Raw genomic sequence first — 24459 nt, forward strand, 5'->3', positions numbered from 1 at the left:
GAATTTTTTTAATTGTTAAAATTATTATTTTACTATTTTTATTTGAGCAGTTTTTGAATGTGCGGAAAATTCAGGTGCATACATGCTCTGAACTGTAGCTACTCCATCATTAAAAAAACCAGAATTATTTACCCGTACATCGTATTCTAGGATATAAACCCCTTTGTTAATTTTGTCAAAGAAAAAATGGCTCGCTACATCTTTTGTGCTTTTATAGTAATACAAATCATTCAATCTTTCCTGTTTTGAAATTACATCTAGAGGTTCGAAACACGAAGCGCGTAAATCTTTTAAGTGAACAAATTCTAAGTCTTCAGTTGTAGTTATCTTTAATTTGATGGTTACTATATCTCCTATTTTTAAATTTTCTTTATCTAATGAATGCAGTACATTTCCGTCTGGTGTTTTGTCTTTTTTTAATAAAGATTTAGTAATTGATACGCTTTTTGAGTTACTTTCTACTATATTTTCAAGATTTTCAAAATACTGCCAATAAATACCGCCATATCCTGGGGTTTCAGATTTGTTTTCAATTTCAATTGAAGCCATTTCCGAAGTAATTTCATTTTCTTTCCAATTTAATTTTAAGTATCCAGTTTCTAACTCTTTTTCTTGTTCAGCTAATTTATTTTGTGCTATTTTTTTATTTCCAATTGTAAATGTAGTTTTATCTTTTACTGATGTCCAATCGTTCCCCTTTAATAATAAAGCATAAATGGCTTCGGAAGTAGCTTTAGTAGTATGCCAGTTTTTATTTTGTTTGTTTTTTAATAACCAAACTTTCATTAAATCGATTGATTTTTGATCGTTTGCTACTTCATGAAAAGCTTCAATAAGTAGCGCTTGAGTTTCTATCTGGGATTGATGCCAATACATACTTTTGGTATTGGAAATCCAATACATTCCTATTTCGTTGTTAAATGATGCAGATTCTTTTAAATGAACAATTATTTTTTTAGCCATTTCTAAATCGCTAAAACGACTAAAAATTAAGGAAAGTTGTGCTTTTTGGTATAATGAATAGGCAAGCCAATTCTTTTTTATCTGATCTAATTGTAATGTTATTGCAGTTTGTAATTTTGGAGAAAGTGGATAGTCTTTTACATAAAAACTTCTAGTGTATAAATAATGAATGTCTAGAAAAGAATTTGGATTACATGTTTTTTTTGAATTATCATATTGATTAATAAAGTTTTCATCTAAAAAGGGTAAAGATTTTGAAACAATTTCTTTAAATTTTGATTTTTCTGATGGTATTAAAGTATTTAAATGACCCATTCCGGATAAAATATGCTGTGTAATAAAAAAATTGACTTCACCACCATCAAACCATGAAAAGCCACCAGATGGCAGTAATTTTTCGTGTATTTTTTTAAGTATTTGTTCCTGATTACTTTGCAACATAACAGTGTCAAATAGATGAGCTAATTGTTTTCTTTTTTCATCCTCATTATCACCCTCAAAAAACCATGGTGTTTCACTTAATAAGATAGATTTCAATTCATCATTGATTTTTAGTTTATTATTTGTGTTTTTATTATTTCTATAATATTCAAATAAGGTTACTATTTTTGGATTTTTAAAAACGATTTCAGCAGCTAAAGCATTGGCATAATATCGAGCAAAAGTTTGCTCAGCACATTCATGTTCAAATTCCATTAGATAAGGGAGTGATTGTAAGGCAAACCATACTGGATTAGAAGTATATTCTAATGTAAGACAATGATTCTTAAGTGTTGGAGACGTGTTGTTTTTTAAGTTTTCTAAGAAGTATTCATTTTTACTTTTTTCTCTTATCCATAAAGGTATTGTTTCAGTGAGTAAAATTTTATTACTTAAAACAGGTAAGATATTTTCTTCTCCATCAGAAAAATTACCAGATTTTGCCATAATTTTATATTGCAAGCCTTTTAAGTTTTCTGGAATTGTAATAGTCCATGATACCGAAACACTTTCTTTAGGTTTACAAATGAAATTTCTGTTGTTTGGAAAATTATAGGATATACTATCTATTGGTTTACCGTTAACAGCATCAAACAATAAGAGCATTGCTATTCCTGTTTTAGTTTCATTCGTCATGTTGACAATTTTGGAAACTAATCTTATTGTATCTTTTTCTCTCACAAAACGTGGGAGATTAGGCATTACCATGAGATCTTTCTGAGAAACAATATCACTTTGAAAATAACCTGTTTCAAAATTTTTATTATGGCCTAATAAACGCAATTTCCATCGTGTTAATGATTCTGGTGTGGTAAAATCGAAGGTAATTTTTCCTTCTTTATCTGTTTTAAGTTGTGGGTAAAAGAAGGCAGTTTCATTAAAATTAGTTCGTGTTTTAACTTGAGTAACTTCTTTGAGCGCTTTTTTAGTAGTTATTACAATTGCACCACCACTAGCACGGTTACCATATAAAGCCGTTGCAGAAACATCTTTCAAAACAGTAAAATTGCCAATATCTCCAACTGTTAATTTTGAGAATTCTTCAAATGTTACTGGAGTACCATCTATTATATATAAAGGTTGTGAGCTCTCACCAATAGAATTATATCCTCTAATTATTACAGAAGTGTTCCCTTTTAAAGATTCTTGAACTTGTACACCTTGTACCATTCCACTTAAAATGCTAATAAATTTTGCGTCTTGAGGAATTGAATCTTGGATAACAGTTGTGGAAGTACTTGTTAAAGAAACAGATTTAGTTGTCCCATATCCTACTACGACTACACTTTCTAAAGATGATACATCATTTTCTAATGTTATGGAAATAATTTCATTTTTGCTTTTTACAGTGTAATAGGAATCAATCATGCTCACATAAGAGATGCTTATAATTTCATTTTCTTCAGCTTGAATACTAAAATTACCATCAAAATCACTTGTTGTGCCTCTATTAGTTCCTTGTACGATTATGTTGGCACCAGCTAATGGACCTAATGCATCATACACCGTTCCAGTAATTGTTTTAGCATTTTTAGGAACAGTAGCTAATGGCTGGATTGATTTTAAATATTTTTCTTTAATGTATTTGTCATCAGAATCGTTAAAATTAAAACCAAATGTCTTTAAATCAGGATTTTTGATATAATAGTTATAATATTTAAAGTATTGTTGAAACTTATTAAAATAGATATTTATTTTATTATAATTTTGAAACGATGGGTAGTCAGGAGAATTGTAATTAGAATAAAAATGCAAGTTAGTGTCCCAATCTCTTTGTAAGAACTGATCCAAAGAACTATCGTACATGCTTGCTAGAATTTCGGTTTCTAATTGCTGGTTTGCAATTTTAAAGGACCAACTTTCTTTACTGCCTGGTTCTATTTTATTACGAAGGCTTACAATTTCAAAATCTAATTTTTTAGCCATTTGCTCTTTAGAAACGGAATAAATTTTTGTAAAGATTTCATTATCATAATGAGTTGAAAAATGAAAATTAAAGTCTTCATTATTGAGATTTTGTTCTTTTTTTATTTTTAAAATGGCTTTATTATTTTTTAATTGTATACTTTGTTCGGTATTCAAATTTTTGCCTATGTATAATCGGGAGAAAATGTATAGATTTGGAATGACAGAATTAAATTCAAATTCAAAATAGTCATTTTGCGGATTTGTGATGTCTTTAAAGGTAAAAAGAACGCTTTCATCAAAAATATTTTTTCTTGATTTTAGTTCAAAATGATTTATTGTGGTAATCTCATTTCCATTATGATCAAATGCTTTAGCAATAACTTTATAACTTCCATCTTCTAATTCTTTAAGGAAATCAAGAGGTACGATTTTTTCGTTTTTAGTATCAAAAGGAATAGTTTTTATTGTTTTTTCATTTGTATTTAGTTGGTCATTATCGTAAGGTTCATAAGGGAATAATTCTCTAAATTCTTGCTCGCTAATTGTTTGCGTTTCAGGAAAGTTAAATTGCCTGTCTTTTAAAAACTTCTTTTTATCGATAAATGATAGATATAAATTTCCCTTAGCATCAATAGGGTAATTATTTAATGTTGTAGCTTCTATTTTTAGAGTGTTCATATCTTCTTTGTGAAGAATAAGATTGTTAAGGTTTAGTTGTAAATTCAACATTTTTTTTCCCACTTCAATGGTTTTTGAAGCAATTCGAGTTTCTCCATTTGTATCAATTACTTCGGCATTGATGGTGTACATTATTTTTTCTATTTGCTTTTGATTAATTATAGAATCGTTGGCAATAATTTTAACAATAAATTTTCCTTGAGCATCAGTCTCTAATGTTGCGATAGTATTTTTTCTTTTAGAATCAGGAGTGTATTCTTCTTTATATACATTTTTTTCTATAGTATAATTTACCTTAGCTTGAGTAAGATTGCTTCCTGCTAAAGTTTTTGCATGACCAATAATTTTTAATGTGTCTCCAATAGTATAATTTTCTTTGATGGTTTCAAAAACAACTTCAAATGTAGGACGTTTATATTCTTCTACTTGAAAATGAAAATTACTATCATAATCAAAATCTACTATATCCCAAAAAGAATGCTCCTCTTCTTTTTTATTGTAGTATTTTTTATCATTTTCATAATTATCTGGTTCATCCACAGTAAGAGTAAATTGTCCAGTTAGTATGTTTTTAGGAAGATCAAATTCACCTGTAAAGGAACCAAATTCATTTGTTTGTACTTCATATTCTTTTAAAGTATTATATTCAGAGTCTTCAATAGTGACTAATACTGTTACAAAAGGGACTACGCTTTTTTGCTTTTTCTTGTTTTGAATAAGTATGCCTTTATAATATACTTTTTGACCAGGACGATAAATGGCTCTATCAAAATAAACTTTTGCTTTTGCTTCAAATTCCTCATCCTCTTCTTCGTCTTCTTTTGAATTGGTTTCAGGATAAAACCAGCCTTTATTATAGGAACTTTGTAAGGTGTCTTTATGAGTAATAAAATAGATTGGTGAAGAAGGATTTTTGGAATTGTTTTTATCAAATTTCTTCTTTTTAAAACTGACTTTTCCTAAAACATCTGTTTTTTTAGTTTCTTCATTATTTTTAATAATTACGTTGTGAAGTGGTTGCCCTGTTTTTCTATCCGAGACATAAAAATAATCGTTTTTACTATCGCTATCGCTTATAAAAGCAATATTGGAAACGGTGAGAAAAGTATATTCATAATTTTTATTTTCAAGTTTTGAATTATTAGGTAGAATGACTAATAAATAATCACCAATAGGCATTGATTCTAATAAAATTTCTGTAGTATACTGAAAATACTTTTTTGGACTGGGTAATATTCTTTTAAAAGTACTTACAGGTTTATTTTTTGATATAAAATTGAAAACAATTGAGTCTTTAGTGTTTAAATCTTTTAGATTGTTAAAAGCTTTAGGAATTTTGAAATAATGTAAAGAAATAGTGTCTATATTTTTGTAATCTATAAATGCTCTTGAGGGTTCATTATTATAAAGAATACGTTTTGTTTCAATCTTTAATTCTTTTTCTAAAATATTATTTTTTAATCTTTCTGCTTCAGCTAAAGCATTGATGTTATTTTTTAAATGAAGAACAGAATCACAAATTTGAAGAATTTCCTCATAGTAGTTTTTTTCTGAATTTTTTCTGTTGATATTATATAAATAATTGGCTTTGTTTGTTTTAATCTCTTGTAACAAAAAGGAATCTTGAGTTGTTTTTTCTAATTTTTTTAAATTTTGAATATAAAATTCTTCATTGTGTAACAAGGAATGAATATAGTTTAATCGGTCAATATAAATTTCGGTTTTATTTTTGGACGAATTTTTCTCATATTCTTGAAGTAATATAAAAACTTTTTTAAAAGCTGAATTTGTTATTCTTTCCGTTGGTAAATCAATAAAAATTGGTGAAGGGGCATAAAGACTGGATAAGGTCTTATCGTCTAGAGATGTATTTTTAATAGTCCAATAATTAACATCTTTCTTAAAATAATCAAAGTTTTTATTCCATAAAAAATCATAAAGACTGTAGTTTTTTCCATCTATATCGGGAGAGATGATAAAAATATCTTTGTAATCTAAGATGTTTTTTTGTATTAAAATAGGAATATTTGTCAAGCTATAATCGTAATGATTTTGAATTTCTCTTTCTAATTTGTAAACACTCCAAAGTAAAAAATTGGCTTCATTATCATTTGTAACATCTGTTGTTTTATTAGTATTGTATCTGTTTTTGCTGAGGTATTCGTTTAAAAATGAAGCAAAGATATAATGATAAATTGCTTTTGAAGTTTCGTCTGCCGTTTCTAATTCTTTAGTTAAGTTTTCAATTATTTTTAATTGAGAATCTTCTTCTAATTGTTGAGTAAACTTAGAAATATAAAAAAATGTTTTAATTGTCTGGGTTGCATTTTCTTTTCTTTTCGCTTTTTTATAAATGTTTTGAACTTGTTCATAAGCACTCTTAATCTTTCCATCTAATTCATATTTATACACGGCTTGCCATTCCTTTTCAAATTCGATTTGGGCAGATAAATAGGAATTTAGAAAGAGCAACGTTAGAATAAAATATTTTTTCATAAAAGAGGTTTTTATGTTAGAGGATAAAAAAAGAATAAAGGTTGGGAATGTTTTTTAAAAATCACATTTCTTTCTTTATTTTTACATCAAAATCAAAAGAGTTTTCCTGCAATTTAATTAAAATTGTTTTTAAAAAAGGCCAATTATGAAAAGAATCTTTTTGCTATTTCTAATACTTATGAGTTTAGGATGCCAAAAAAAAGGAAGTATTCCAGAAGCTTCGTTTTATTATTGGAAAACTATTTTTAAATTGGATGATTTAGAAAAATCTATTTTAGAAAGCAATCATGTTAAGAGATTATATGTTCGATATTTTGATGTAAAGATGACTTATGGTAAACCGATGCCTGTTTCACCCATTGTTTTTAAGGATGCTGTTGTGTCTCAAGAAATAGTTCCTGTTGTTTTTATAAAAAATGAGGTATTCTTGTCTCCAATTGATACAGATGATTTGGTAACAAAAATGGTAGCATTAATCAATCAAATTAATAAGAAATATTCTTTAAAAAATAGTGAAATTCAAATTGATTGTGATTGGTCTTTACAAAGTAAAAGACAATATATGGATTTTATGGTTAAGTTAAAGAAAAAGTATGCAGGTATTCTTTCCGCAACCATAAGATTACATCAAATAAAATATTCATCCTTAACCGAAATTCCTCAAGTAGATTATGGTGTTTTAATGTTTTATAATATGGGTAAATTAGATGAAAATGAGGAAAATTCTATTTATAGTAAAAAAGTTGCAGCACAATATTTACCTTCGTTAAAAAAATATCCATTACCCTTAAAAGTAGCGTTGCCTATTTTTTCTTGGGTTATCCAATATAGAAATGGTAAAGTAGTTAATTTGATTTCAAAGAAAGATGTGAGCGAGCTAAAAGCTAAAAGTGTAAACACATCTAATCAAATAATAATTAAAGAAGATTTACTTTGGCAAGGCTATTTTTTTAAAAAGGCTGATGTGTTAAAAATAGAAGAAATAAATTTTACTAAACTAATGGAAATGACAAAATTATTGCATGATAATTTAGAAAAAAAGCCTAGTGAAATAATATATTACGATTTAGATAGTTATAATACAAACAAATTTACAAACGATGTTTTCTACAAAATTTTCAACGCTAATTTTTAGTACAGTTATTCTACTCGGGACTAGTATTTATTCGATATGTGGATGGGGAGAATGGGATTGGTATGAATCCAGTTCCAATTTTGCTCCTGAAGCCTATGTTACGGATGCATCCTATAAAAAACTATTCTATAGCATCAATATGTTTTATGGAGAAGAATCTTATGATGATGGTCATACTGAAAGATTTAATTCTTCTGTCGTTGAAGACTGGAGTATATTTTTAAAAAATAAAATGTCTGAAGAAGATATCACCTATTTTATACTAAATGAGGAATCATTGGGTCAGTTACTAGAGATAGAGAAAGACATTTTAAAAGGGAACAATTTATCTAAATGGAAATATGCTTTGAATGACGCTAAAGTAAAAGGCTTTTTCTTGTTTATGGCAAAAGCAAGAGCCTTAGAAGAATATTCCGCTCAAAAACCATCTTGGGATTACGAGGCTTCATTGGATAAAAAAATGCCTACAAGTTTTGCTAAAAATATTGAAACAATTTACGAAAAAGAAAAAGATCCCTTTTTAAAAAATAGGTATTGGTTTCTTGCTATGAAATCCTATTTTTACTCAGAAGATCCAAGTATGTGTATTTTGTTTTTTGATACTTCCGAAACAAAACAACCTAAAAACGAATTGTATTACAGAGCAATTGCATACACAGCAGGTGCAGAATACAAAATGAAAAATTATTCAAAATCAAATTATTTATATAGTAAAGTATTTAATAATTGTCCTTCGTTACGCACAGTGGCTACTTATTGTTTTCATCCTCAAAGCAATGAAGATTTTCAAAAAGCTTTATCCTTTACAAAAGATAATAAAGAAAAAGCCGCTTTATGGGCATTGTATGGTTATTATGCCGATTTAAATACAGCTATCAGTAAGATTTACGAAGTAGACCCAATGAGCCCGCATTTGGATTTCTTAGTAACTAGAGCAGTTAATATACAAGAGAATGATATTAATAGTTATCAATGGAATAATGTGGAAAGCAATGCAACTGCATTAATCTATTCAGATAAATTGGATGAAGATTTATATCGTTTAGTGGATAAAATTGCAAAAAAAGGGAATGTACAAACACCGCATTTATGGAATATAGTGTTAGCATATTTTGAAATATTAAAAGGAGAAAACGCAAAAGCAGAAAGTTATTTACAAAAAGCTTCTAAAACGATTCCCAATACAGAATTGGCTAAAAATCAATTGCGACTTTTTCAGGTTTTTAATAAAGTGAGTGCCACAAAAAAAATAGATAATAAAGCGGAACAAAATATTTTGCCAGATGTTGAATGGTTATTTTCTTTTAATGGTTCCAATGAATACCCAGCTGTTTTTAGAATTGAATTTTTAAAAAATTGGACAAAAGGATATTTGTCTAATTTATATAAAAAACAAGGAAATGCAGTTATGGCAGAATTGTTTTTAAGACAAGATGATTTTTATGATTCGAAAGATAAATTAGATAAGATGTTAGCATTTCAACTGAAACAATCATTTACTGCTTGGGAATCTTTTGCTAAAAAATTATATCCAATAACTTTAGAAAATATTTACGAATATCAAGCAATAAAGTATGCCTATCAAGAAAATATAACTAAGGCTATTTTAGAATTCGAAAAAACAAAAGAGGCAAAAAGCACCATACTATTAGGTAATCCATTCAACGGTAAAATTAAAGATTGTAATGATTGTGATCATGCTTCTTATCAAAAAACTAAGTATGATAAGATAACATTTGTAAAAAAGATGGAAGAAATGATAAATTATGTTAATAATGGGAAGGATGTTTATAATAATGCAATATTGTTAGGTAATGCTTTTTATAATATGTCTTATTATGGGAATGCCAGACTCTTTTATGATAATCCAATTTTAAATGAATATGGTAATTATATTAGAGATAAAAATGTAGAAATGCTTCTCAATAATAATTCTTCAAAAAAATACTATACTATAGCTTTGAAGAGTGCTGAAAATGATGAACAAAAAGCAAAAGCGACCTATTTGTTAACCAAAATAGAAAGAAATACATTTTATAAGAGTAGTGCATTTTTGCCTGATGAGGTGGATTTTATTAATTTTAATGGATTTAAAAATCTGAAGCAAAATTTCTCGCACACAAAATATTATAAGGAAGTTATCAATGAATGTGGTTATTTTAGAAAGGTTGTTGAAAATTAACGATACAAAATTGAAAAATAAATTATTCAAAAATCATTAATTTTGATAAAAAGATAGTATGTACAAGATTTTGTTTTTTTTCTTCCCTATTGTAATTCTTTCTCAAAATAATTTTGAAAAAGGACAAATATTGTTTAACCAGAAAAAATATAGTGAAGCAAATACATATTTTGAAAATCATTTAAAAACGAATCCAGAAGATTATAAAGCTATAGAATATTTAGGGGATATTGCGGGTTATTATAAAAAATGGGATGAAGCTATTGAGAAGTATAAACTCCTAAAAGAGAAGTTTTCAACCAATGCTAATTATCATTATAAATATGGAGGAGCTATGGGTATGAAAGCCAAAGAGAGTAGTAAGTTTAAAGCATTAGGAATGATTGATGAAATTGAGGAATCTTTTAAAACGGCCGCAAAATTAGATCCAAAACATACCGATACACGCTGGGCATTACTTATACTTTATTTAGAATTACCTGGTATATTAGGCGGAAGTGAAAAGAAATCTCAAAAATATGCAGATGAATTAATGACTATTTCTACTATTGATGGAATAATGGCTAAAGGTCATATAGAAGAATATTTTAAAAGATATACAACTGCAGAAAAGTTTTATATAAAAGGCGTAAATTTAACACATTCTAAGACCGCTTATCAACGGTTAATCAATCTTTATCAGAAAATGAAATTGCCACAAAAAGTTAAAGCTACACAATTAGAATCAGAAAAATATAATAAATAATTTAGATAGATGTTTGTAAGATTTATTCTTCTAACTTCTAACTTCTAACTTCTAAATTTAATGAACATACACTTTATAGCAATTGGCGGTGCAGCCATGCATAATTTAGCATTAGCTTTGCATGCTAAAGGTTATCAAATAACAGGAAGCGATGATGCTATTTTTGAACCTTCCAAATCGAGATTAAGCCGAAAAGGATTACTACCAAATGAATTGGGGTGGTTTCCAGAAAAAATCAAATCCGATATTGATGCGGTTATTTTAGGAATGCACGCAAAAGCAGACAATCCTGAATTGGTAAAGGCAAAAGAATTAGGTTTGAAAATTTATTCTTACCCTGAGTTTTTATATGAGCAATCTAAAAATAAAACTCGTGTAGTGATTGGAGGTTCTCATGGAAAAACAACCATTACCTCAATGATTTTACACGTTATGCATTTTCATGGTATAAAAGTGGATTATATGGTAGGGGCACAATTAGAAGGTTTTGACACCATGGTACACTTAACCGAGGAAAACGATTTTATAGTTTTAGAAGGAGACGAATATTTGTCTTCACCGTTGGATTTAAGACCTAAATTTCATTTGTATCAACCAAATATAGCTTTGTTATCTGGTATTGCATGGGATCATATTAATGTATTTCCAACATTTGAATACTATGTGGACCAATTTAAAATTTTTACTAGTCAGATTACCAATGGAGGAATTTTGGTGTATAATGAAGAAGATGAAACAGTAAGACAAGTTGCTGAAGAAGCACAAAATCCTATTCGTAAAATTCCATATCAAACGCCAAATTATTCAGTTGAAAATGGTATAACATTATTAGAAACTCCAGAAGGATTAATGCCTATAGAAGTTTTTGGAGCGCATAATTTAAGTAATTTAGCTGGAGCAAAATGGATTTGCCAATGTATGGGAGTAGATGAAGCCGATTTCTATGAAGCTATTGCTACCTTTAAAGGAGCGAGTAAACGATTAGAAAAAATTGCTGAAAGTAGTAATAAGGTAGCTTATAAAGATTTTGCGCATTCGCCTAGTAAAGTAGCTGCAACTACTAAAGCTGTTAAAAGCCAATATTCTGATAGAAAGCTAATTGCTTGTTTAGAATTACACACATACAGCAGTTTAAATGCTACTTTCTTAAAAGAATATGAAGGAGCATTAGACAGTGCAGATGTGGCAGTTGTTTTTTATTCACCAGATGCAGTTAAAATTAAAAAATTGGAAGAAGTTACTTACGATCAAATTGCGAATTCATTTAATAGAAAAGATTTAATAATTTATACCAATCCTACTGAGTTTAAAGATTTTCTTTTTTCTCAAAACTTAACAAATACTGCTTTACTATTAATGAGTTCTGGAAATTATGGTGGACTGAATTTTGATGAGGTGAAAGAATTGATTCATTAGTCTATTTGCCAATTTTAGATGTGTTGATTCAAATTGGTAATTAACACATTTTTAATTAGTATATTATTTTTCATATGTAAAATGTCCTACAATTGTATAGCTAAACAAACAATCTTGTAGCACTTGACCACCACCTACATTATGAACTATCATAGGACGTTTCCCATCTGTCGATTTTAAATGGGTTACAATACCTATATGAGGTAATTTATCTCCTATCATCCATGTTACTAGATCACCTGTTTTATAGTCTTTTGGGTTTTGGCTAATAGCCAATTTTTTACCTTTTCTTTCAAAAAAAACTTCTAAATTAGGTACGCGTCGATGATCAATATTCTTATCGGTTGTTTTTAATCCCCAAATTTTAGGGTATTTAGAAAAGTTAACTTTCATGTCTTCATGAACTTCTTTTTGTAAATCGATATTTAATTTTCTGTAAGCACGAATTATAACATCAGTACAAACACCAGTTTTAGGTGAAACATCTCCGTTTGGATATTTTAAAGTGACATAAGAAGGAGTATAAACTACCTCTGGATCAATGATAGAAATAGCGGCTTGAGATAGTTTTTCAGCAAAAGAAAGTGAAGTCTGTTGAAAATTTTCATTTAATGTTACAATTTTAGACTTAGTGGTAAGCAAAGGTTGAGATTGTTGTTTTTTTTGACAAGAAAAGCAACAAAAAAGTAGGAATAAAAATAGGTTTTTCATATACAATTATTTTTATACAAACGAAATTTTCTATTTAAAAGTATAAAAAAAGACCAATCATCGATTGGTCTTTTCAATTACTAATTAGATTATCCTTCTATAAATTCACTAAAAGTCTTTAATTTATAATTTGGATTTAAACTTTTGTTTTTTTCTAAAATTTTCGGAAAAACATTCTTTTCTAATTTTTTAAATTCTATTTCCGCTTTATTAAATAAATCGAGTACCGATTCAATGTTGGCTTTTTGAGAAGGTGAAGGAGCATCATATTGGGATGCAATAGATGCATATATAGTACCTAATTTTTCTCTTAACTGTTTTTCAGCAGAACCCACATAGTTGTCTCCTGTAGTAATTACTAAAGTGTTTTTTAGGCTATTTAATTGAGAATCATATTTTGTAGCCACTTTTTTATATCCTTTATCTTTTTCAGCTAGCGAACTATTGAGTTGTAGTATTTCATCAATTTGGTAGACCATATATGCTAAATCTTGAACTTTATCGAAAAGCAATTGAGTCGTTTTTCTTTGCTCTTGTCTTGAAGCCAAAGAAATTGGACTTTTTGGGTCGTTTTGTACTTCAAATTCATGAACGTATTTTTCTTTGCCTTTTGTTAAAACAGCTTTATAGGTGCCTTCTGGTACTAATGGAGTGGTAAAACCGCTATAGTCTAATGTTTTTCCTGCTGCTACTTTAGGTCCTTTTTCATTAAAATTCCAAGTTACAATATTGATTCCTTTTTGGTTACTCACTGGAAGTGATACTATTTTATTTCCTTCTTTATCTTGAATTTCCATTTCTAATTTCCCAAATGTATTTCTCTTTTTAAGGTAATATACAATTTGTGCAGCTGTGCTAGGGTTGGGGCCAACAAATTCTAGTTCTGTAGCAGTACCCCCAAAAGAAGATTTTTCTATTTTTACAAATGGTCTGCTTTTAAAGAAATGAACATCAGTTGTAATGACTTCATTCGTAATTTGCCTTAAAATATCAATGTTATCTAAAATAATGATACCTCTTCCATGTGTTGCCATCACTAAGTCATTTGTTTTTTTATGTAAATCCAAATGCATTACTGAAACTGAAGGTATATTGTTTTCAAATTTTGACCAATTTTTACCACCATCAATTGTTATATATAAGCCTTTTTCGGTTCCTAAAAACAATAGGTTTTCATTGATGTAATCTTCTTGAATACAACGAGCAAATCCGTCAATTTCATTGGTAACAATAGATGTCCAAGTGGTGCCAAAGTCGGTTGTTTTGTAAACATATGTTGCACCATCATTATTGGTATGACCATCAAAAACAGCATATGCACTGCCTTCTTTGAAATTACTTGTTTCTATATGATAGCACCATGTGTTTTTTGGTAAACCAATAAAATTAGAAGTTACATTTTTCCAAGTTTTACCGCCATCTTGCGTTACTTGAACATTGCCATCGTCTGCACCTACCCAAATAATATTTTTATTCAACGGTGATTCAGCAATTGTAAATAAAGTGCAATGATTTTCGGCTCCTGAATTGTCTTTAGATAAACCTCCTGAATTTTCTTGGTTGAGCTTACTTTTATCATTTGTAGTTAAGTCTGGTGAAATGATTTTCCAACTCGCTCCCATATCATCAGAAACATGTAAAAACTGACTTCCTGCATAAATACGGTCTTCATTATGTAAACTCGTTAGGATAGGGGCGTTCCAATTGAATCGTAATTTTTCAACTCCTTTTTCTTGTAAAGGCTGAATGGTTTTTAATTCTTTAGTTTGGGTATTGTAACGCCAAATGTTTTCAGCCCCTTGCATCTCACTGTAAATGATGTCTTTAGTAGGATGTTTTAATACACGGAAACCATCACCAAATCCTACTCTTTCCCAGTCTTTTGCTTCAATACCACCCTCACTTTGACTTGGGCCATACCAAGAACCATTGTCTTGAAGACCACCATAAATGTTATAAGGTTCTTTGTTGTCTAAAGTAATATGATAATATTGTGAAATGGGTAAATTACTAACAATTTCTAAAGTACTACCGTTATTCCAACTTCTATATAGACCTCCATCTGTACCAACATAAATTCTGCTAGGATCATAAGGGTCAATTACAATGTCATGAATATCAGAATGCATGCTTCCTAAATCTTTGAAAGTCTTTCCTCCATCTCTAGATATGGAACCACTTAATCCTGCTTTGTATACAATATCTGGATTTTTTGGGTCAACAGTAATTCTTGAAAAATAAAAAGGGCGCACAACTAATCCAAAGTCATTATTTAAGTGTTTCCAAGTTTGACCAGCATCCTCTGATTTATATAATCCTTTTTCCGTATCTTTTTCACATTCGATAACTGCATACAAGATAGAAGTACTAGAAGGAGCTACAGCAATTGCAATTCTTCCTAATTGACCTGATGGGAAGCCGTTATGGATTTTATTCCAAGTTTTACCTCCATCTATAGTTTTGAATAATGCAGAAGCCATTCCGCCTGAATTAAAAGACCAAGCTGTTCTTCTAAACTCCCAAAAACTAGCATACATGATATCGGGATTTGCTGGGTCAAGTACTAAATCTGAGCAACCAGTTTTTGCGTTGATATAAAATTGTTTGTTCCAAGTTTTACCACCATCTGTAGAATTGTAAATACCTCTTTCTTCACTATCACCCCATAGCGCACCCAGTACGCCAACCCAAATGTTGTTTGAATTTCTTGGGTCAACAATTATAGATGATATGCGTTCCGATTTAGGTAATCCCATATTAGTCCAATTCAAACCACCATCGGTAGATTTGTAAATACCATCCCCAACAGAAACACTATTTCTAGTCCATGTTTCTCCTGTTCCAACCCATAAAACGTTGTCTGGATTATTTGGGTCAAATGTGACAGCACCAATAGATTGAATGTGTTTGTCAAAAAGAGAAACAAAAGAAGCGCCTCCATCTGAACTTTTCCAAACGCCACCTCCAGCTGCACCTAGTAATAAAACCTGATTGTTTTTTGGATGGAGCGCAAGATCAGATACTCTTCCGCTCATGATTGCCGGTCCAATTTGTCGTGCTTTTAAATCTCCAAATAACTCTTTTCCTTTAAGTGAAATTTCTTGCGCTTGAATTGAAAAGCAAGAAAGAGTAATGGCTGTTAAAATAAAATAATATTTTTTCATGCTTATTCAGTTGGCATTTCAAAAACTTTAGTATCCACTGTTGGGTTAATTTCTATTTTTTTAACTACCATAGCTTGTCCACCTTGGTTAATACTAAATGGGAAGTACATCCCATCAACTTCTTGATAATCTCCCATGGTACTTTTCGACATTTGCCCTTTCATTGGTCCTTGTTGAATTTCAGTTTCTGTCAGGATAGGAACGTAGTTTTCAGTTTCAAAATAGTAGAAGGTAACATTATCAACCATTTTACCGTCTACTTTTACTGGTTTTTTTGTCAATTTTATTTTGAAGCATTCTGTTCCTTCTTTGGTTTCCTTTCCTAGCATTTCAACAGTATATCCTTTTGCTTTATAATTTAAAAATGGATCTGGAAAATCAGCGATTTGTGACAACATATTTTCTGAAGTTTCTGAATCCATTTCTTCTGCTTTCATAGTCATGAAGTTTGTTGACCAGCCTTTTTTGCCATCAAATGCTAACTGTGTGATGTCTTTACCTTGAAAATTAATTTTCACATACATTTTTCCGGCTTTATTGTTGAATACTTCAACTGGTATTTCTATACCATTATAATTGGTAACCATATTCATTTTAAATCCATCAATTTTTCCAAATTTATCTTTTCCACCAATGTTCTTAAAATAGTTATCAATTACTTCATCTGCTGTTTGTGCATTTGATAATAGGGTAGACACAAATAAGAAGCTTACAAATAGTACTTTTTGAATAGTTTTCATATTTTATTGTTTTTATATTATTAATTAGTTTGTATTCGTACTTTCTTGTTACATTTTTTATTGTTTTTTTTGACTTTATAAAAAAAATAAATTTAATTTGTTGTTATAAACGCCAAATAAAATATGTACACACCAATTAATCAATGGGCTGAAGACGATCGCCCAAGGGAGAAATTTTTGCTTAAAGGTAGAAGTGCCTTATCTGATTCGGAGCTCCTAGCTATCTTAATAGGTTCGGGCTCCAAAAATGAAAGTGCTGTTCAATTATGTCAGCGCATTCTCAACTCAACACAAAATAATCTTACTCTTTTAGGAAAACTTTCCATTTCTCAATTAACTCAGTTTAAAGGAATAGGGGAAGCAAAAGCTATTGCTATTGCAGCTGCTTTAGAATTAGGTAGAAGGAGAAGAGTGGAAGAAACAGTTTTAGTGTCAAAAATAACCTCTAGTAAAGCTGTGTTTGAATTGATGCAACCCATAATTGGTGAGCTAGCACATGAAGAATTTTGGGTTATCTATTTAAATAATGCAAACAAAATAATACAGAAAGCACAGATTAGTAAAGGAGGTTTGACAGGAACTGTGGTAGATTTTAGGATTGTTTTTAAATTAGCATTTGAATATAATGCCACTGCAATAATATTATCTCATAACCATCCTTCAGGTAAGTTACAAGCAAGTCAAGCAGATATACAGTTGACAAAAAATATGCAGCAAGCAGGAAAAAGTCTGGATATTCAAATTTTAGATCATATCATTGTTACTGAAAAAAGTTATTTTAGTTTTGCAGATGAAGGAATTTTGTAATGATTTTTTGTACGTACAATTTTTTAGAGTTATTGTATTAATTTAAAATTTATTGAAGAACATTATGAAGTTCCGTAGTTTATTATTTTTTCTTTTCGTTTTTAAAAGCTTTGCTCAAGCTGATGCATTAAAAGCAATTGGTTTTGAAAAAATGGAGTTAAGATTAAAGTCTGATACAATTGTTTTTATAAAATCAATAAATAAAGAAAACAAACCGAAACCTGTCATTTTGTTTTTACAAGGTTCTTTGCCTTTGCCAATTGTTTTTAAAGATGAAGAAGGTATTTTTGTTTCTTTGCCTTTCAAAACAACTGATTATTTATCCAAGTATAATTTAATATTCATTTCTCGAAAAGGTATTCCATTTATTGGTGACTTTCAAGAACATTCAAGAGGTTATAAAGATAATAATGGGCATATCCCTATAGAATATATAAAAAATAATAATTTAACCTATAGGAGTAATCAGGCAAATGAAGTTATTAATTTTTTATACAAACAAAAATGGGTTGATAAAAAATCAATCTACCTTGTTGGGCATTCAGAAGGTTATCGTGTAGCGGCAAATGTAGCTAATAAAAATAAAAAAATAGCTAAATTAGTGTGTTTGTCAGCGGATCCTTTTAATAGAACGGCTGAGGAAATTTTGAAAATGAGAATAGAAAGTTTTGAAATAAATAACGATTCATTAAGTCAACATACTATTGAAAATCTTATAACTGATTATTTAAATATTAACAATATTGCTGAATATAAAAAAGATTTTGAATTGTACATTTGGGCTAGTTACGATGAGAAATTAGTTTATGAAATTTTTAAAGAAATTAAAATACCTATTCTTGTTGCATATGGAACTAATGATTTAGTAGCTGTTCATAATGATTTGCTTCCTTTTATATTTAAGGGGAAAAAGGATTTTTTTGTAAGAGCATACCCAGATTATGATCATAATTTTTTTAAAAATGAATATGATAAAGAGGGCGTTTTTTTAGAAAAAAGTTATAATTGGGATCTTGTTTTCTCTGATGTAGTAAAATGGTTAGAAAAAATCGAAAGAAAATAAATAACACTAAAATTTGTTTTTTAAGACATTTGTCGTAATTTTACAGACAAATGACGTAAGTATGACAAAGTTAGTTGCAAATTCAGATGTAAAAATAGATAAGGCAGTTAGGATGTATGTTTCAAAAGTGGAAAAAGAATCGGATTTAACAGTAGTAGATAAAAATATTACCTATAAAAAATTCTTGTCTAATCGCATGTTGATTGTGCATTCTATCAGAAGAGGGTTGCCTTATGAGATTTATGATTTAATTAAAGAGCGCACACCATTTAATGAAGAAGATTGGGCTAAATTTTTAGGTGTATCATTACGAACGTTACAACGCAATAAGACTAAAAAGGATTTTGTGTTTGATCCTATTCCTACCGAAAAAATATTGGAATTAGCTGAAGTTACTGCTTTGGGAAAAGAAGTTTTTGATAGTAAAGAACAGTTTTATCTTTGGTTGAATACTCCAAACTTTGCCTTAGGTAATCTACAGCCTTTTGAGTTATTGAAAGATTCCTATGGAAAGGAGATGGTAATGAATGAATTGAATAAAATTCAATATGGAATATTTATCTGATGGAAGTCTTTCGTTTAGCTAATAAAAAATATCCAATTGAGCTTTCTGGAGTAGGAGCTTCTATTACAGGTGCTAGATGGAATTCAAAAGGAATAGAGGTTGTTTACACTGCACAGAGTAGGGCTTTAGCTATGGCAGAGGTAGTGGTTCATGTTACTTTGGCCACTTTGCCATCTGGTTTTGTAATGCTTACAGTTTTTATTCCCGATGATATTGCTATTGAAACGATAGATGTGAAAAAATTACCTGTAGGTTGGAATAGTTTCCCAGAATTAATTGATACACAAAAAATTGGTAATGATTTTTTAAGGAGTAAGAAAAATGCTGTTTTAAAAGTACCTTCAGCAGTGGTCCAAGGAGATTATAATTATTTACTAAACCCTTTTCATGACGATTTTAAGAGGATAAAAATTATTCAACAAGAAGATTTCCCTTTTGATAAGCGAATTTTTAAATAAATCTATTCGTTACATTTGTCACAGATGCCAGATATTAGAATTTGAATATCAGTAGTCTCAAAATTTTTTGGAAGCTTTATTTCTGGTGTAACATTTTCTAAACAAGTGGTTTTATTGCATTTTAAACACGAGAAATGAACATGATTATGAGAATGTGTTTCTTTTTCATGTGTGCAAGTTTGACAAAGAGCATATTGAATTCCTCCTTCAAGATTAACAACTTTGTGTAGCTTGCCTTCTTCTACTAAAAAATCTAAGGCTCTGTAAATTGTCACTCGATCGACTTCATTATTAAAAAAATCTTGAAATTCCTTGTGCGTTAGAGCTGTTTTTTTTTCTTTTAGTAAGTTTATAATTTTTTCTCTTGTTAGAGATTTTCTACTTTTTCTTGTTTTTTTGTCCAAAATAGTAACTTTTATTATATATTTGCAACATTGTTGCGTTTAAATAAAATTTTTATATGAAAAACTATGTAAAATTGTTAGACTGGATTGGTATATCAAGTGCTACTCTATGTTTAATACATTGCTTACTATTTCCTTTATTGACATTCATTCCTATAGGTTTAACTCATAATCACTTTGTTGATTTTGTATTTGCGTCTATTGGATTATTTGTTGTCATAAAAATAGTTAGAACGAATACACAAAATTACGTGAAACTTATTTTAATTGCATCAATTACGCTTATTTTTTTTAGTATCATATATTCATTACTTACAGATTTTCATACTAATATATTGTATTTTGGAGGAGTAGGTATGGTTTTGGGGCATATTTTGAATTTCAAATTTCATAAGCATAATTAGAAAACTATTTGGCTTCTTGTGGTATAATTTATTAATGTTAAGGTTATTAATTAAATTTTATAAACTGCAGAAGCCTTTTTTTAAAAATATTAAGAAATTCTTCTTTTCAAATTACTATCTTGCAACACATTAAAATTAGCATATCAAATTATGATAAGCACAAAAGATATTACATTTTCATATTCTAAAGAGCAAACTTTTATATTGCCTGATTTACATTGTGATGCTGGAAGCACAATATTAATTACTGGTGATTCTGGTAAAGGAAAAACAACTTATTTACATCTTTTAGGAGGATTGTTAAGACCTGCAACGGGCTCAATCGTAATAAATGATGTCGATATAGTTTCTTTATCAGAAAGTAAAAATGATTCATTCAGAGGTAAAAATATTGGTATTGTTTTTCAGAAATCTTATTTCGTATCGGCTTTGACCGTTTTAGAAAATTTAGAAATGGCCAGTTGGTTAGTTACAGGTAAAAAAAATTCATCAAGAGCGAAGAGACTTTTAGAACAATTAGGGATAATTAGTCATGAAAATAAATTGCCAAATCAATTGAGTATTGGTCAACAACAAAGAGTTTCTATAGCACGAGCTTTGATGAATGAGCCTAGAGTTTTATTAGCGGATGAACCTACTTCAAGTTTAGATGATAAAAATGCTGAAAAAGTAATCGAGTTATTAACGACTTTGTCAAAAGAATACAAAGCCGCATTAATAATTGTTACTCATGATAGTCGTGTTAAAGAAAAATTTATTAACCGAATAACTCTAGTGTAATATGATAGTAAAATTAGCTTGGAAAAATATTTGGTACAAACCTTTAAATACTATTTTAAGTATTATTTTATTAACTGCCAGTGTTGCTATAATTACAGTTTTGGTGTTGTTAGAAAAACAGTTCGAAGAAAAATTTAATTCAAATATTGATGGTGTAGATTTAGTTCTTGGAGCTCAAGGTAGTCCATTACAATTAATTTTATCTTCAGTTTATCAAATTGATGCTCCTACAGGAAATATTAATTATGATTCTGCTAAAGTTTGGATGCAACATCCATTTGTTAAAAAAGCAATTCCGTTAGCTTTTGGAGATAATTATAAAGGATATAAAATTGTGGGTACTACACCAGATTATTTAGAGAAATATGGTGCCAAAGTTGTTCAAGGAAATATTTTTAAAAAGAATTTCGAAGTGGTTTTGGGCGGTGAGTTGGCTAAAAAAATGAATCTTAAGATAGGAGATGATTTTTATGGTTCTCATGGTGATGCAGCAGAAGGAGAAGTTCATGAAGATTATGCTTACAAAGTGGTTGGTATAACAGCTATAACTGGAAAAGTAGTTGATAATCTTATTCTGTGTACAATTCCGAGTGTTTGGCAAATGCATGATAACCATGAAGAGGAGCATCATGAACAAGAAAGCCATAATCCAGAACACGGTGAAGAAGGACATGTTCACGAAGAAGGAGATGAACATTATCAACATGAACACGATCATGATGAGCATAATCATGATGAAAAAGAACATGATGAGGAAGAAATGACTTTGGATACTAAAAATATGGAAATTACAGCAGTTTTGTTGCAGTTTAGAAATAAAATGGGAATAGTTACTTGGCCAAGAATTATTGCGCAAAATACAAAAATGCAAGTGGTTTCTCCAGCAATAGAAGTAAATAGATTAGTATCAATGTTTGGTATAGGTATTGATGCTTTGCGTTATTTAGCTTATGGAATTATGTTGATTTCTGGAATTTCAATATTTATAGCTTTGTTTAATACATTGAAAGAACGAAAAAATGAATTTGCTTTATTGAGAGTAAATGGAGCTAAAAGATTACAATTATTAAGTTTGGTAATACTAGAAAGTCTTTTACTTTGTATTGTAGGTTTTATTTTTGGTACGGTTTTGGGTAGAGTAGGACTATGGTATATTTCAACATCTGCCGAAAAAGATTTTAAATTTAGTTTTAATCCATATGAATTTATTTGGGATAAAGAAGGGGTGTTATTTTTGTTAACTATTTTTGTTGGGATTATAGCTGCGTTATTGCCCGCTTTAAAAGCATATCAATTAAATATTTCAAAAACATTAGCCAATGCATAATTATATTAAGTTTTCAATAGCTGGATTCGTTTTAATAGCTTTATTTAGTTTTAATACAAAGAAAAATGAAGCGTCATTTTATAAAAAAGAAAAAGTAGTTTTTACAGATACTTTAACTTGGAGTTTATTAGGGAAAATAGATTATCTCAAAAAAGCAGATAAAGTTTACGGAGAGATAATGTTTCCTGTTGTTAATCCAAAATTAAAATCTTTACAAGGTAAAGAAGTTACTATAAGCGGCTTTATTATTCCTATAGACAATAAAAATTATGCTATAAGTAAAAATGTTTTTGCCGCCTGTTTCTTTTGTGGAAAATCTGGTCCAGAAACATTAATGGGAATCCAATTCAAAGGAGATTTGCCAAAATTAAAAACAGATCAGTTTGTAACTTTAAAGGGAAAATTTAGATATAATGATAGTGATGTAGAAGATTGGATCTATCATATTGAAAATGCAGTAATTACTGCTGGAAATTAATGAAGCCCATAAGGGCTTTTTTTAATTTTAATGTAATAAGGATAGTAATTTGTGATGTATTAAATTTAAAATAAGAATGGTTTATAAAAACAAAAAACATATTTTCTTTGATTTAGATCATACGCTTTGGGATTTTGATAAGAATTCTGAGGTTGCTTTTGAGATTATTTTTAAAACGTATAATTTTGATTTTTCTGTAACTGATTTTTTACATCATTATGTACCTAAAAATCAGTATTATTGGTCGCTTTATCAAGTGAATAAAATTTCTCAGGAAGAGTTAAGATTTAAAAGGTTAAATGATGTTTTTGAAATCCTAAATAAACCCATAACAAAAGATTTGGTGCATCAAATTTCTGATGATTATATTGAATTATTACCCAATAGCAATTATCTTTTTGATGGCGCTATAGATATTTTGGAATATCTAAAACACAAATATCAGTTGCATATTGTTACCAATGGTTTTCATTTGGTTCAGGATAAAAAAATGAAGAATTCCAATATTTTTCATTATTTTAGTACAATTACAAATTCTGAAATAGCGGGTGTTAAAAAACCTAATCCTACCATATTTCAATATGCTTTAAATTTAGCAAAAGCTAAAAAAGAAGACTGTATTATGATAGGAGATAGCCTTGAAGCTGATGTTGAAGGGGCTTTAAATTTTGGTATAGACGCTATTTTTTTTAATGACAAGAAAATAGAGATAAATAAAAACATTCCTCAAATAAATCATTTAATCGAACTAAAAAAAATTTTATAAAATGAAAAAAATAGTATTAATCATTTGCTTCTTTTTAAGTATAGCTGTTCATTCTCAAGAAAAGTATAAATATGTTATTGTGCCTAAACAATTTTCTTTTTTTAATGAACCTAATAAATTTAATTTAAATAGTTTAACCAAATCTTTTTTTGAATCGGAAGGATTTACTGTTTTTTTTGAAGGAGACGATTTACCCGATATTTTAGTTAGAGATAGATGTAATGCATTATATGCAGATGCTATTGAAAATAATTCAATGTTTGCTACAAAGATTGTTATTCAAGTAAAAGATTGTCAAAATAAGATTCTTTTGAATAGTTTAGAAGCGGTAAGTAGAGAGAAGAGTCTTGAAAAAGCCTATGTGCAAGTTTTTAGAGAAGCATTAACCTCTTTGAAAGGGAAAATTGATTTTGAGTCTAGGTTTTCTACTCCAGTTACTACAAATTCAAATGAAACAATTGCAATAAGTGAGGCCAAAGTGCTTTCAAATAATGTGGTTGCAATTACTCAAGAAACAAGCAATAAAAATTTATTATTTGCCTTGCCTACAGAAAATGGCTTTAAACTAGTGAATGCAGTCCCTAATGTTATTTTTGAACTTCAAAAAACAACTATTTCCGATCTTTATTTGGCTGAAAGAGGCATGTTAGACAATGGGATTTTTTATAAAAAAGGAGAAAAATATTTTTATGAATATTACAAAAAAGGAAAGTTAATCATTGAAAATGTTGAGGTTAAGTTTTAGAAATAATTAAGAGGTTGTCCAAAAAGTCTACAAAGGTATCATTC

General features: G+C 29.1%; 19 protein-coding genes. 14 read left to right on the forward strand and 5 right to left on the reverse strand.

The annotated features are described in order from the left end of the window. Positions 1 to 24 precede the first annotated feature (24 nt). The gene (locus HALO113_RS10120; protein WP_159778911.1) at positions 25 to 6525 is read right to left on the reverse strand and encodes an MG2 domain-containing protein; all 6501 of its coding nucleotides are present in this window, start codon (positions 6523 to 6525) and stop codon (positions 25 to 27) included. A 145-nt stretch (positions 6526 to 6670) separates the two neighbouring features. Between HALO113_RS10120 and HALO113_RS10125 the strand changes: the two genes are divergently transcribed. From HALO113_RS10125 to murC, 4 genes are read left to right on the forward strand one after another with little or no spacing between them, the layout of a single operon-like run. After that, the gene (locus tag HALO113_RS10125; RefSeq protein WP_159778912.1) at positions 6671 to 7660 is read left to right on the forward strand and encodes a hypothetical protein; all 990 of its coding nucleotides are present in this window, start codon (positions 6671 to 6673) and stop codon (positions 7658 to 7660) included. Beyond that, positions 7626 to 9842 carry a hypothetical protein gene (locus tag HALO113_RS10130; protein ID WP_159778913.1) on the forward strand — a complete coding sequence of 739 codons (2217 nt, stop codon included), beginning with the start codon at positions 7626 to 7628 and terminating at the stop codon, positions 9840 to 9842. The genes HALO113_RS10125 and HALO113_RS10130 overlap by 35 nt, the downstream gene beginning before the upstream one ends. Positions 9843 to 9900: 58 nt before the next feature. Continuing rightward, positions 9901 to 10587 (forward strand): lipopolysaccharide assembly protein LapB, encoded by a 687-nt coding sequence (locus HALO113_RS10135; protein ID WP_159778914.1) that lies wholly within the window; start codon positions 9901 to 9903, stop codon positions 10585 to 10587. A gap of 60 nt (positions 10588 to 10647) precedes the next feature. Further along, positions 10648 to 12003: a UDP-N-acetylmuramate--L-alanine ligase gene (gene murC / locus HALO113_RS10140; protein WP_159778915.1), complete on the forward strand. Its 1356-nt coding sequence runs from the start codon at positions 10648 to 10650 to the stop codon at positions 12001 to 12003. Positions 12004 to 12066: 63 nt separating this feature from the next. Here the strand turns inward: murC and HALO113_RS10145 are convergent, their stop codons facing one another. The 3 genes from HALO113_RS10145 to HALO113_RS10155 form a co-directional block, all read right to left on the reverse strand. Then, positions 12067 to 12714: a DUF1287 domain-containing protein gene (locus tag HALO113_RS10145; protein WP_159778916.1), complete on the reverse strand. Its 648-nt coding sequence runs from the start codon at positions 12712 to 12714 to the stop codon at positions 12067 to 12069. An 89-nt stretch (positions 12715 to 12803) separates the two neighbouring features. Next, a complete protein-coding gene (locus tag HALO113_RS10150) occupies positions 12804 to 15878 on the reverse strand; it encodes a hypothetical protein (RefSeq protein ID WP_159778917.1) in 3075 nt (1024 codons plus the stop codon). 2 nt (positions 15879 to 15880) lie between these two features. Next, positions 15881 to 16618, reverse strand: a complete 738-nt coding sequence (locus tag HALO113_RS10155; protein WP_159778918.1) for an outer membrane lipoprotein-sorting protein — start codon at positions 16616 to 16618, stop codon at positions 15881 to 15883. A gap of 123 nt (positions 16619 to 16741) precedes the next feature. On the opposite strand from HALO113_RS10155, the gene radC reads away from it, so the two are divergent. The 4 genes from radC to HALO113_RS10175 all read left to right on the forward strand — a co-directional run bounded on the left by radC (position 16742) and on the right by HALO113_RS10175 (position 19511). Further along, entirely contained in the window at positions 16742 to 17425 is a 684-nt protein-coding gene (gene radC / locus HALO113_RS10160) for a DNA repair protein RadC (RefSeq protein WP_159778919.1), read from the forward strand. A 64-nt stretch (positions 17426 to 17489) separates the two neighbouring features. After that, complete coding sequence (locus HALO113_RS10165; protein ID WP_159778920.1) at positions 17490 to 18488, forward strand: acyl-CoA thioester hydrolase/BAAT C-terminal domain-containing protein; 999 nt, start codon at positions 17490 to 17492, stop codon at positions 18486 to 18488. 61 nt (positions 18489 to 18549) lie between these two features. Continuing rightward, positions 18550 to 19053, forward strand: coding sequence for an antitoxin Xre/MbcA/ParS toxin-binding domain-containing protein (locus tag HALO113_RS10170; protein WP_159778921.1), 504 nt, complete (start codon positions 18550 to 18552; stop codon positions 19051 to 19053). Further along, positions 19053 to 19511 (forward strand): RES family NAD+ phosphorylase, encoded by a 459-nt coding sequence (locus HALO113_RS10175; protein WP_159778922.1) that lies wholly within the window; start codon positions 19053 to 19055, stop codon positions 19509 to 19511. Before HALO113_RS10170 ends, HALO113_RS10175 begins: the two co-directional genes overlap by 1 nt. Positions 19512 to 19513: 2 nt before the next feature. Here the strand turns inward: HALO113_RS10175 and HALO113_RS10180 are convergent, their stop codons facing one another. Continuing rightward, on the reverse strand, positions 19514 to 19915 hold the full coding sequence (locus tag HALO113_RS10180; RefSeq protein ID WP_159778923.1) for a Fur family transcriptional regulator: 402 nt from the start codon (positions 19913 to 19915) through the stop codon (positions 19514 to 19516). 56 nt (positions 19916 to 19971) lie between these two features. Between HALO113_RS10180 and HALO113_RS10185 the strand changes: the two genes are divergently transcribed. The 6 genes from HALO113_RS10185 (at position 19972) to HALO113_RS10210 (ending at position 24415) form a co-directional block, all read left to right on the forward strand. Next, positions 19972 to 20319 (forward strand): MerC domain-containing protein, encoded by a 348-nt coding sequence (locus HALO113_RS10185; protein ID WP_159778924.1) that lies wholly within the window; start codon positions 19972 to 19974, stop codon positions 20317 to 20319. A gap of 150 nt (positions 20320 to 20469) precedes the next feature. Next, on the forward strand, positions 20470 to 21099 hold the full coding sequence (locus HALO113_RS10190) for an ABC transporter ATP-binding protein (protein ID WP_159778925.1): 630 nt from the start codon (positions 20470 to 20472) through the stop codon (positions 21097 to 21099). 1 nt (position 21100) lies between these two features. Next, the gene (locus tag HALO113_RS10195; protein WP_159778926.1) at positions 21101 to 22426 is read left to right on the forward strand and encodes an FtsX-like permease family protein; all 1326 of its coding nucleotides are present in this window, start codon (positions 21101 to 21103) and stop codon (positions 22424 to 22426) included. Beyond that, positions 22419 to 22904 carry a hypothetical protein gene (locus HALO113_RS10200; protein ID WP_159778927.1) on the forward strand — a complete coding sequence of 162 codons (486 nt, stop codon included), beginning with the start codon at positions 22419 to 22421 and terminating at the stop codon, positions 22902 to 22904. The genes HALO113_RS10195 and HALO113_RS10200 overlap by 8 nt, the downstream gene beginning before the upstream one ends. Positions 22905 to 22980: 76 nt before the next feature. Then, the gene (locus tag HALO113_RS10205; RefSeq protein WP_159778928.1) at positions 22981 to 23670 is read left to right on the forward strand and encodes a YjjG family noncanonical pyrimidine nucleotidase; all 690 of its coding nucleotides are present in this window, start codon (positions 22981 to 22983) and stop codon (positions 23668 to 23670) included. A 1-nt stretch (position 23671) separates the two neighbouring features. Continuing rightward, positions 23672 to 24415 (forward strand): hypothetical protein, encoded by a 744-nt coding sequence (locus tag HALO113_RS10210; RefSeq protein ID WP_159778929.1) that lies wholly within the window; start codon positions 23672 to 23674, stop codon positions 24413 to 24415. Positions 24416 to 24459 lie beyond the last annotated feature (44 nt).

The sequence above is a fragment of the Flavobacterium sp. 9AF genome, assembly GCF_902506265.1.
Taxonomy (GTDB): Bacteria; Bacteroidota; Bacteroidia; order Flavobacteriales; family Flavobacteriaceae; genus Flavobacterium.

Coding starts and splice junctions, on each gene's coding strand:
- HALO113_RS10205 (WP_159778928.1), top strand. CDS start 22,981: ATGGTTTATAAAAACAAAAAACATATTTTCTTTGATTTAGATCATACG.
- HALO113_RS10130 (WP_159778913.1), top strand. CDS start 7,626: ATGTTTTCTACAAAATTTTCAACGCTAATTTTTAGTACAGTTATTCTA.
- HALO113_RS10120 (WP_159778911.1), bottom strand. CDS start 6,525: ATGAAAAAATATTTTATTCTAACGTTGCTCTTTCTAAATTCCTATTTA.
- HALO113_RS10190 (WP_159778925.1), top strand. CDS start 20,470: ATGATAAGCACAAAAGATATTACATTTTCATATTCTAAAGAGCAAACT.
- HALO113_RS10165 (WP_159778920.1), top strand. CDS start 17,490: ATGAAGTTCCGTAGTTTATTATTTTTTCTTTTCGTTTTTAAAAGCTTT.
- HALO113_RS10125 (WP_159778912.1), top strand. CDS start 6,671: ATGAAAAGAATCTTTTTGCTATTTCTAATACTTATGAGTTTAGGATGC.
- HALO113_RS10210 (WP_159778929.1), top strand. CDS start 23,672: ATGAAAAAAATAGTATTAATCATTTGCTTCTTTTTAAGTATAGCTGTT.
- HALO113_RS10155 (WP_159778918.1), bottom strand. CDS start 16,618: ATGAAAACTATTCAAAAAGTACTATTTGTAAGCTTCTTATTTGTGTCT.
- HALO113_RS10170 (WP_159778921.1), top strand. CDS start 18,550: ATGACAAAGTTAGTTGCAAATTCAGATGTAAAAATAGATAAGGCAGTT.
- HALO113_RS10150 (WP_159778917.1), bottom strand. CDS start 15,878: ATGAAAAAATATTATTTTATTTTAACAGCCATTACTCTTTCTTGCTTT.
- HALO113_RS10175 (WP_159778922.1), top strand. CDS start 19,053: ATGGAAGTCTTTCGTTTAGCTAATAAAAAATATCCAATTGAGCTTTCT.
- HALO113_RS10200 (WP_159778927.1), top strand. CDS start 22,419: ATGCATAATTATATTAAGTTTTCAATAGCTGGATTCGTTTTAATAGCT.
- radC (WP_159778919.1), top strand. CDS start 16,742: ATGTACACACCAATTAATCAATGGGCTGAAGACGATCGCCCAAGGGAG.
- HALO113_RS10195 (WP_159778926.1), top strand. CDS start 21,101: ATGATAGTAAAATTAGCTTGGAAAAATATTTGGTACAAACCTTTAAAT.
- murC (WP_159778915.1), top strand. CDS start 10,648: ATGAACATACACTTTATAGCAATTGGCGGTGCAGCCATGCATAATTTA.
- HALO113_RS10185 (WP_159778924.1), top strand. CDS start 19,972: ATGAAAAACTATGTAAAATTGTTAGACTGGATTGGTATATCAAGTGCT.
- HALO113_RS10135 (WP_159778914.1), top strand. CDS start 9,901: ATGTACAAGATTTTGTTTTTTTTCTTCCCTATTGTAATTCTTTCTCAA.
- HALO113_RS10145 (WP_159778916.1), bottom strand. CDS start 12,714: ATGAAAAACCTATTTTTATTCCTACTTTTTTGTTGCTTTTCTTGTCAA.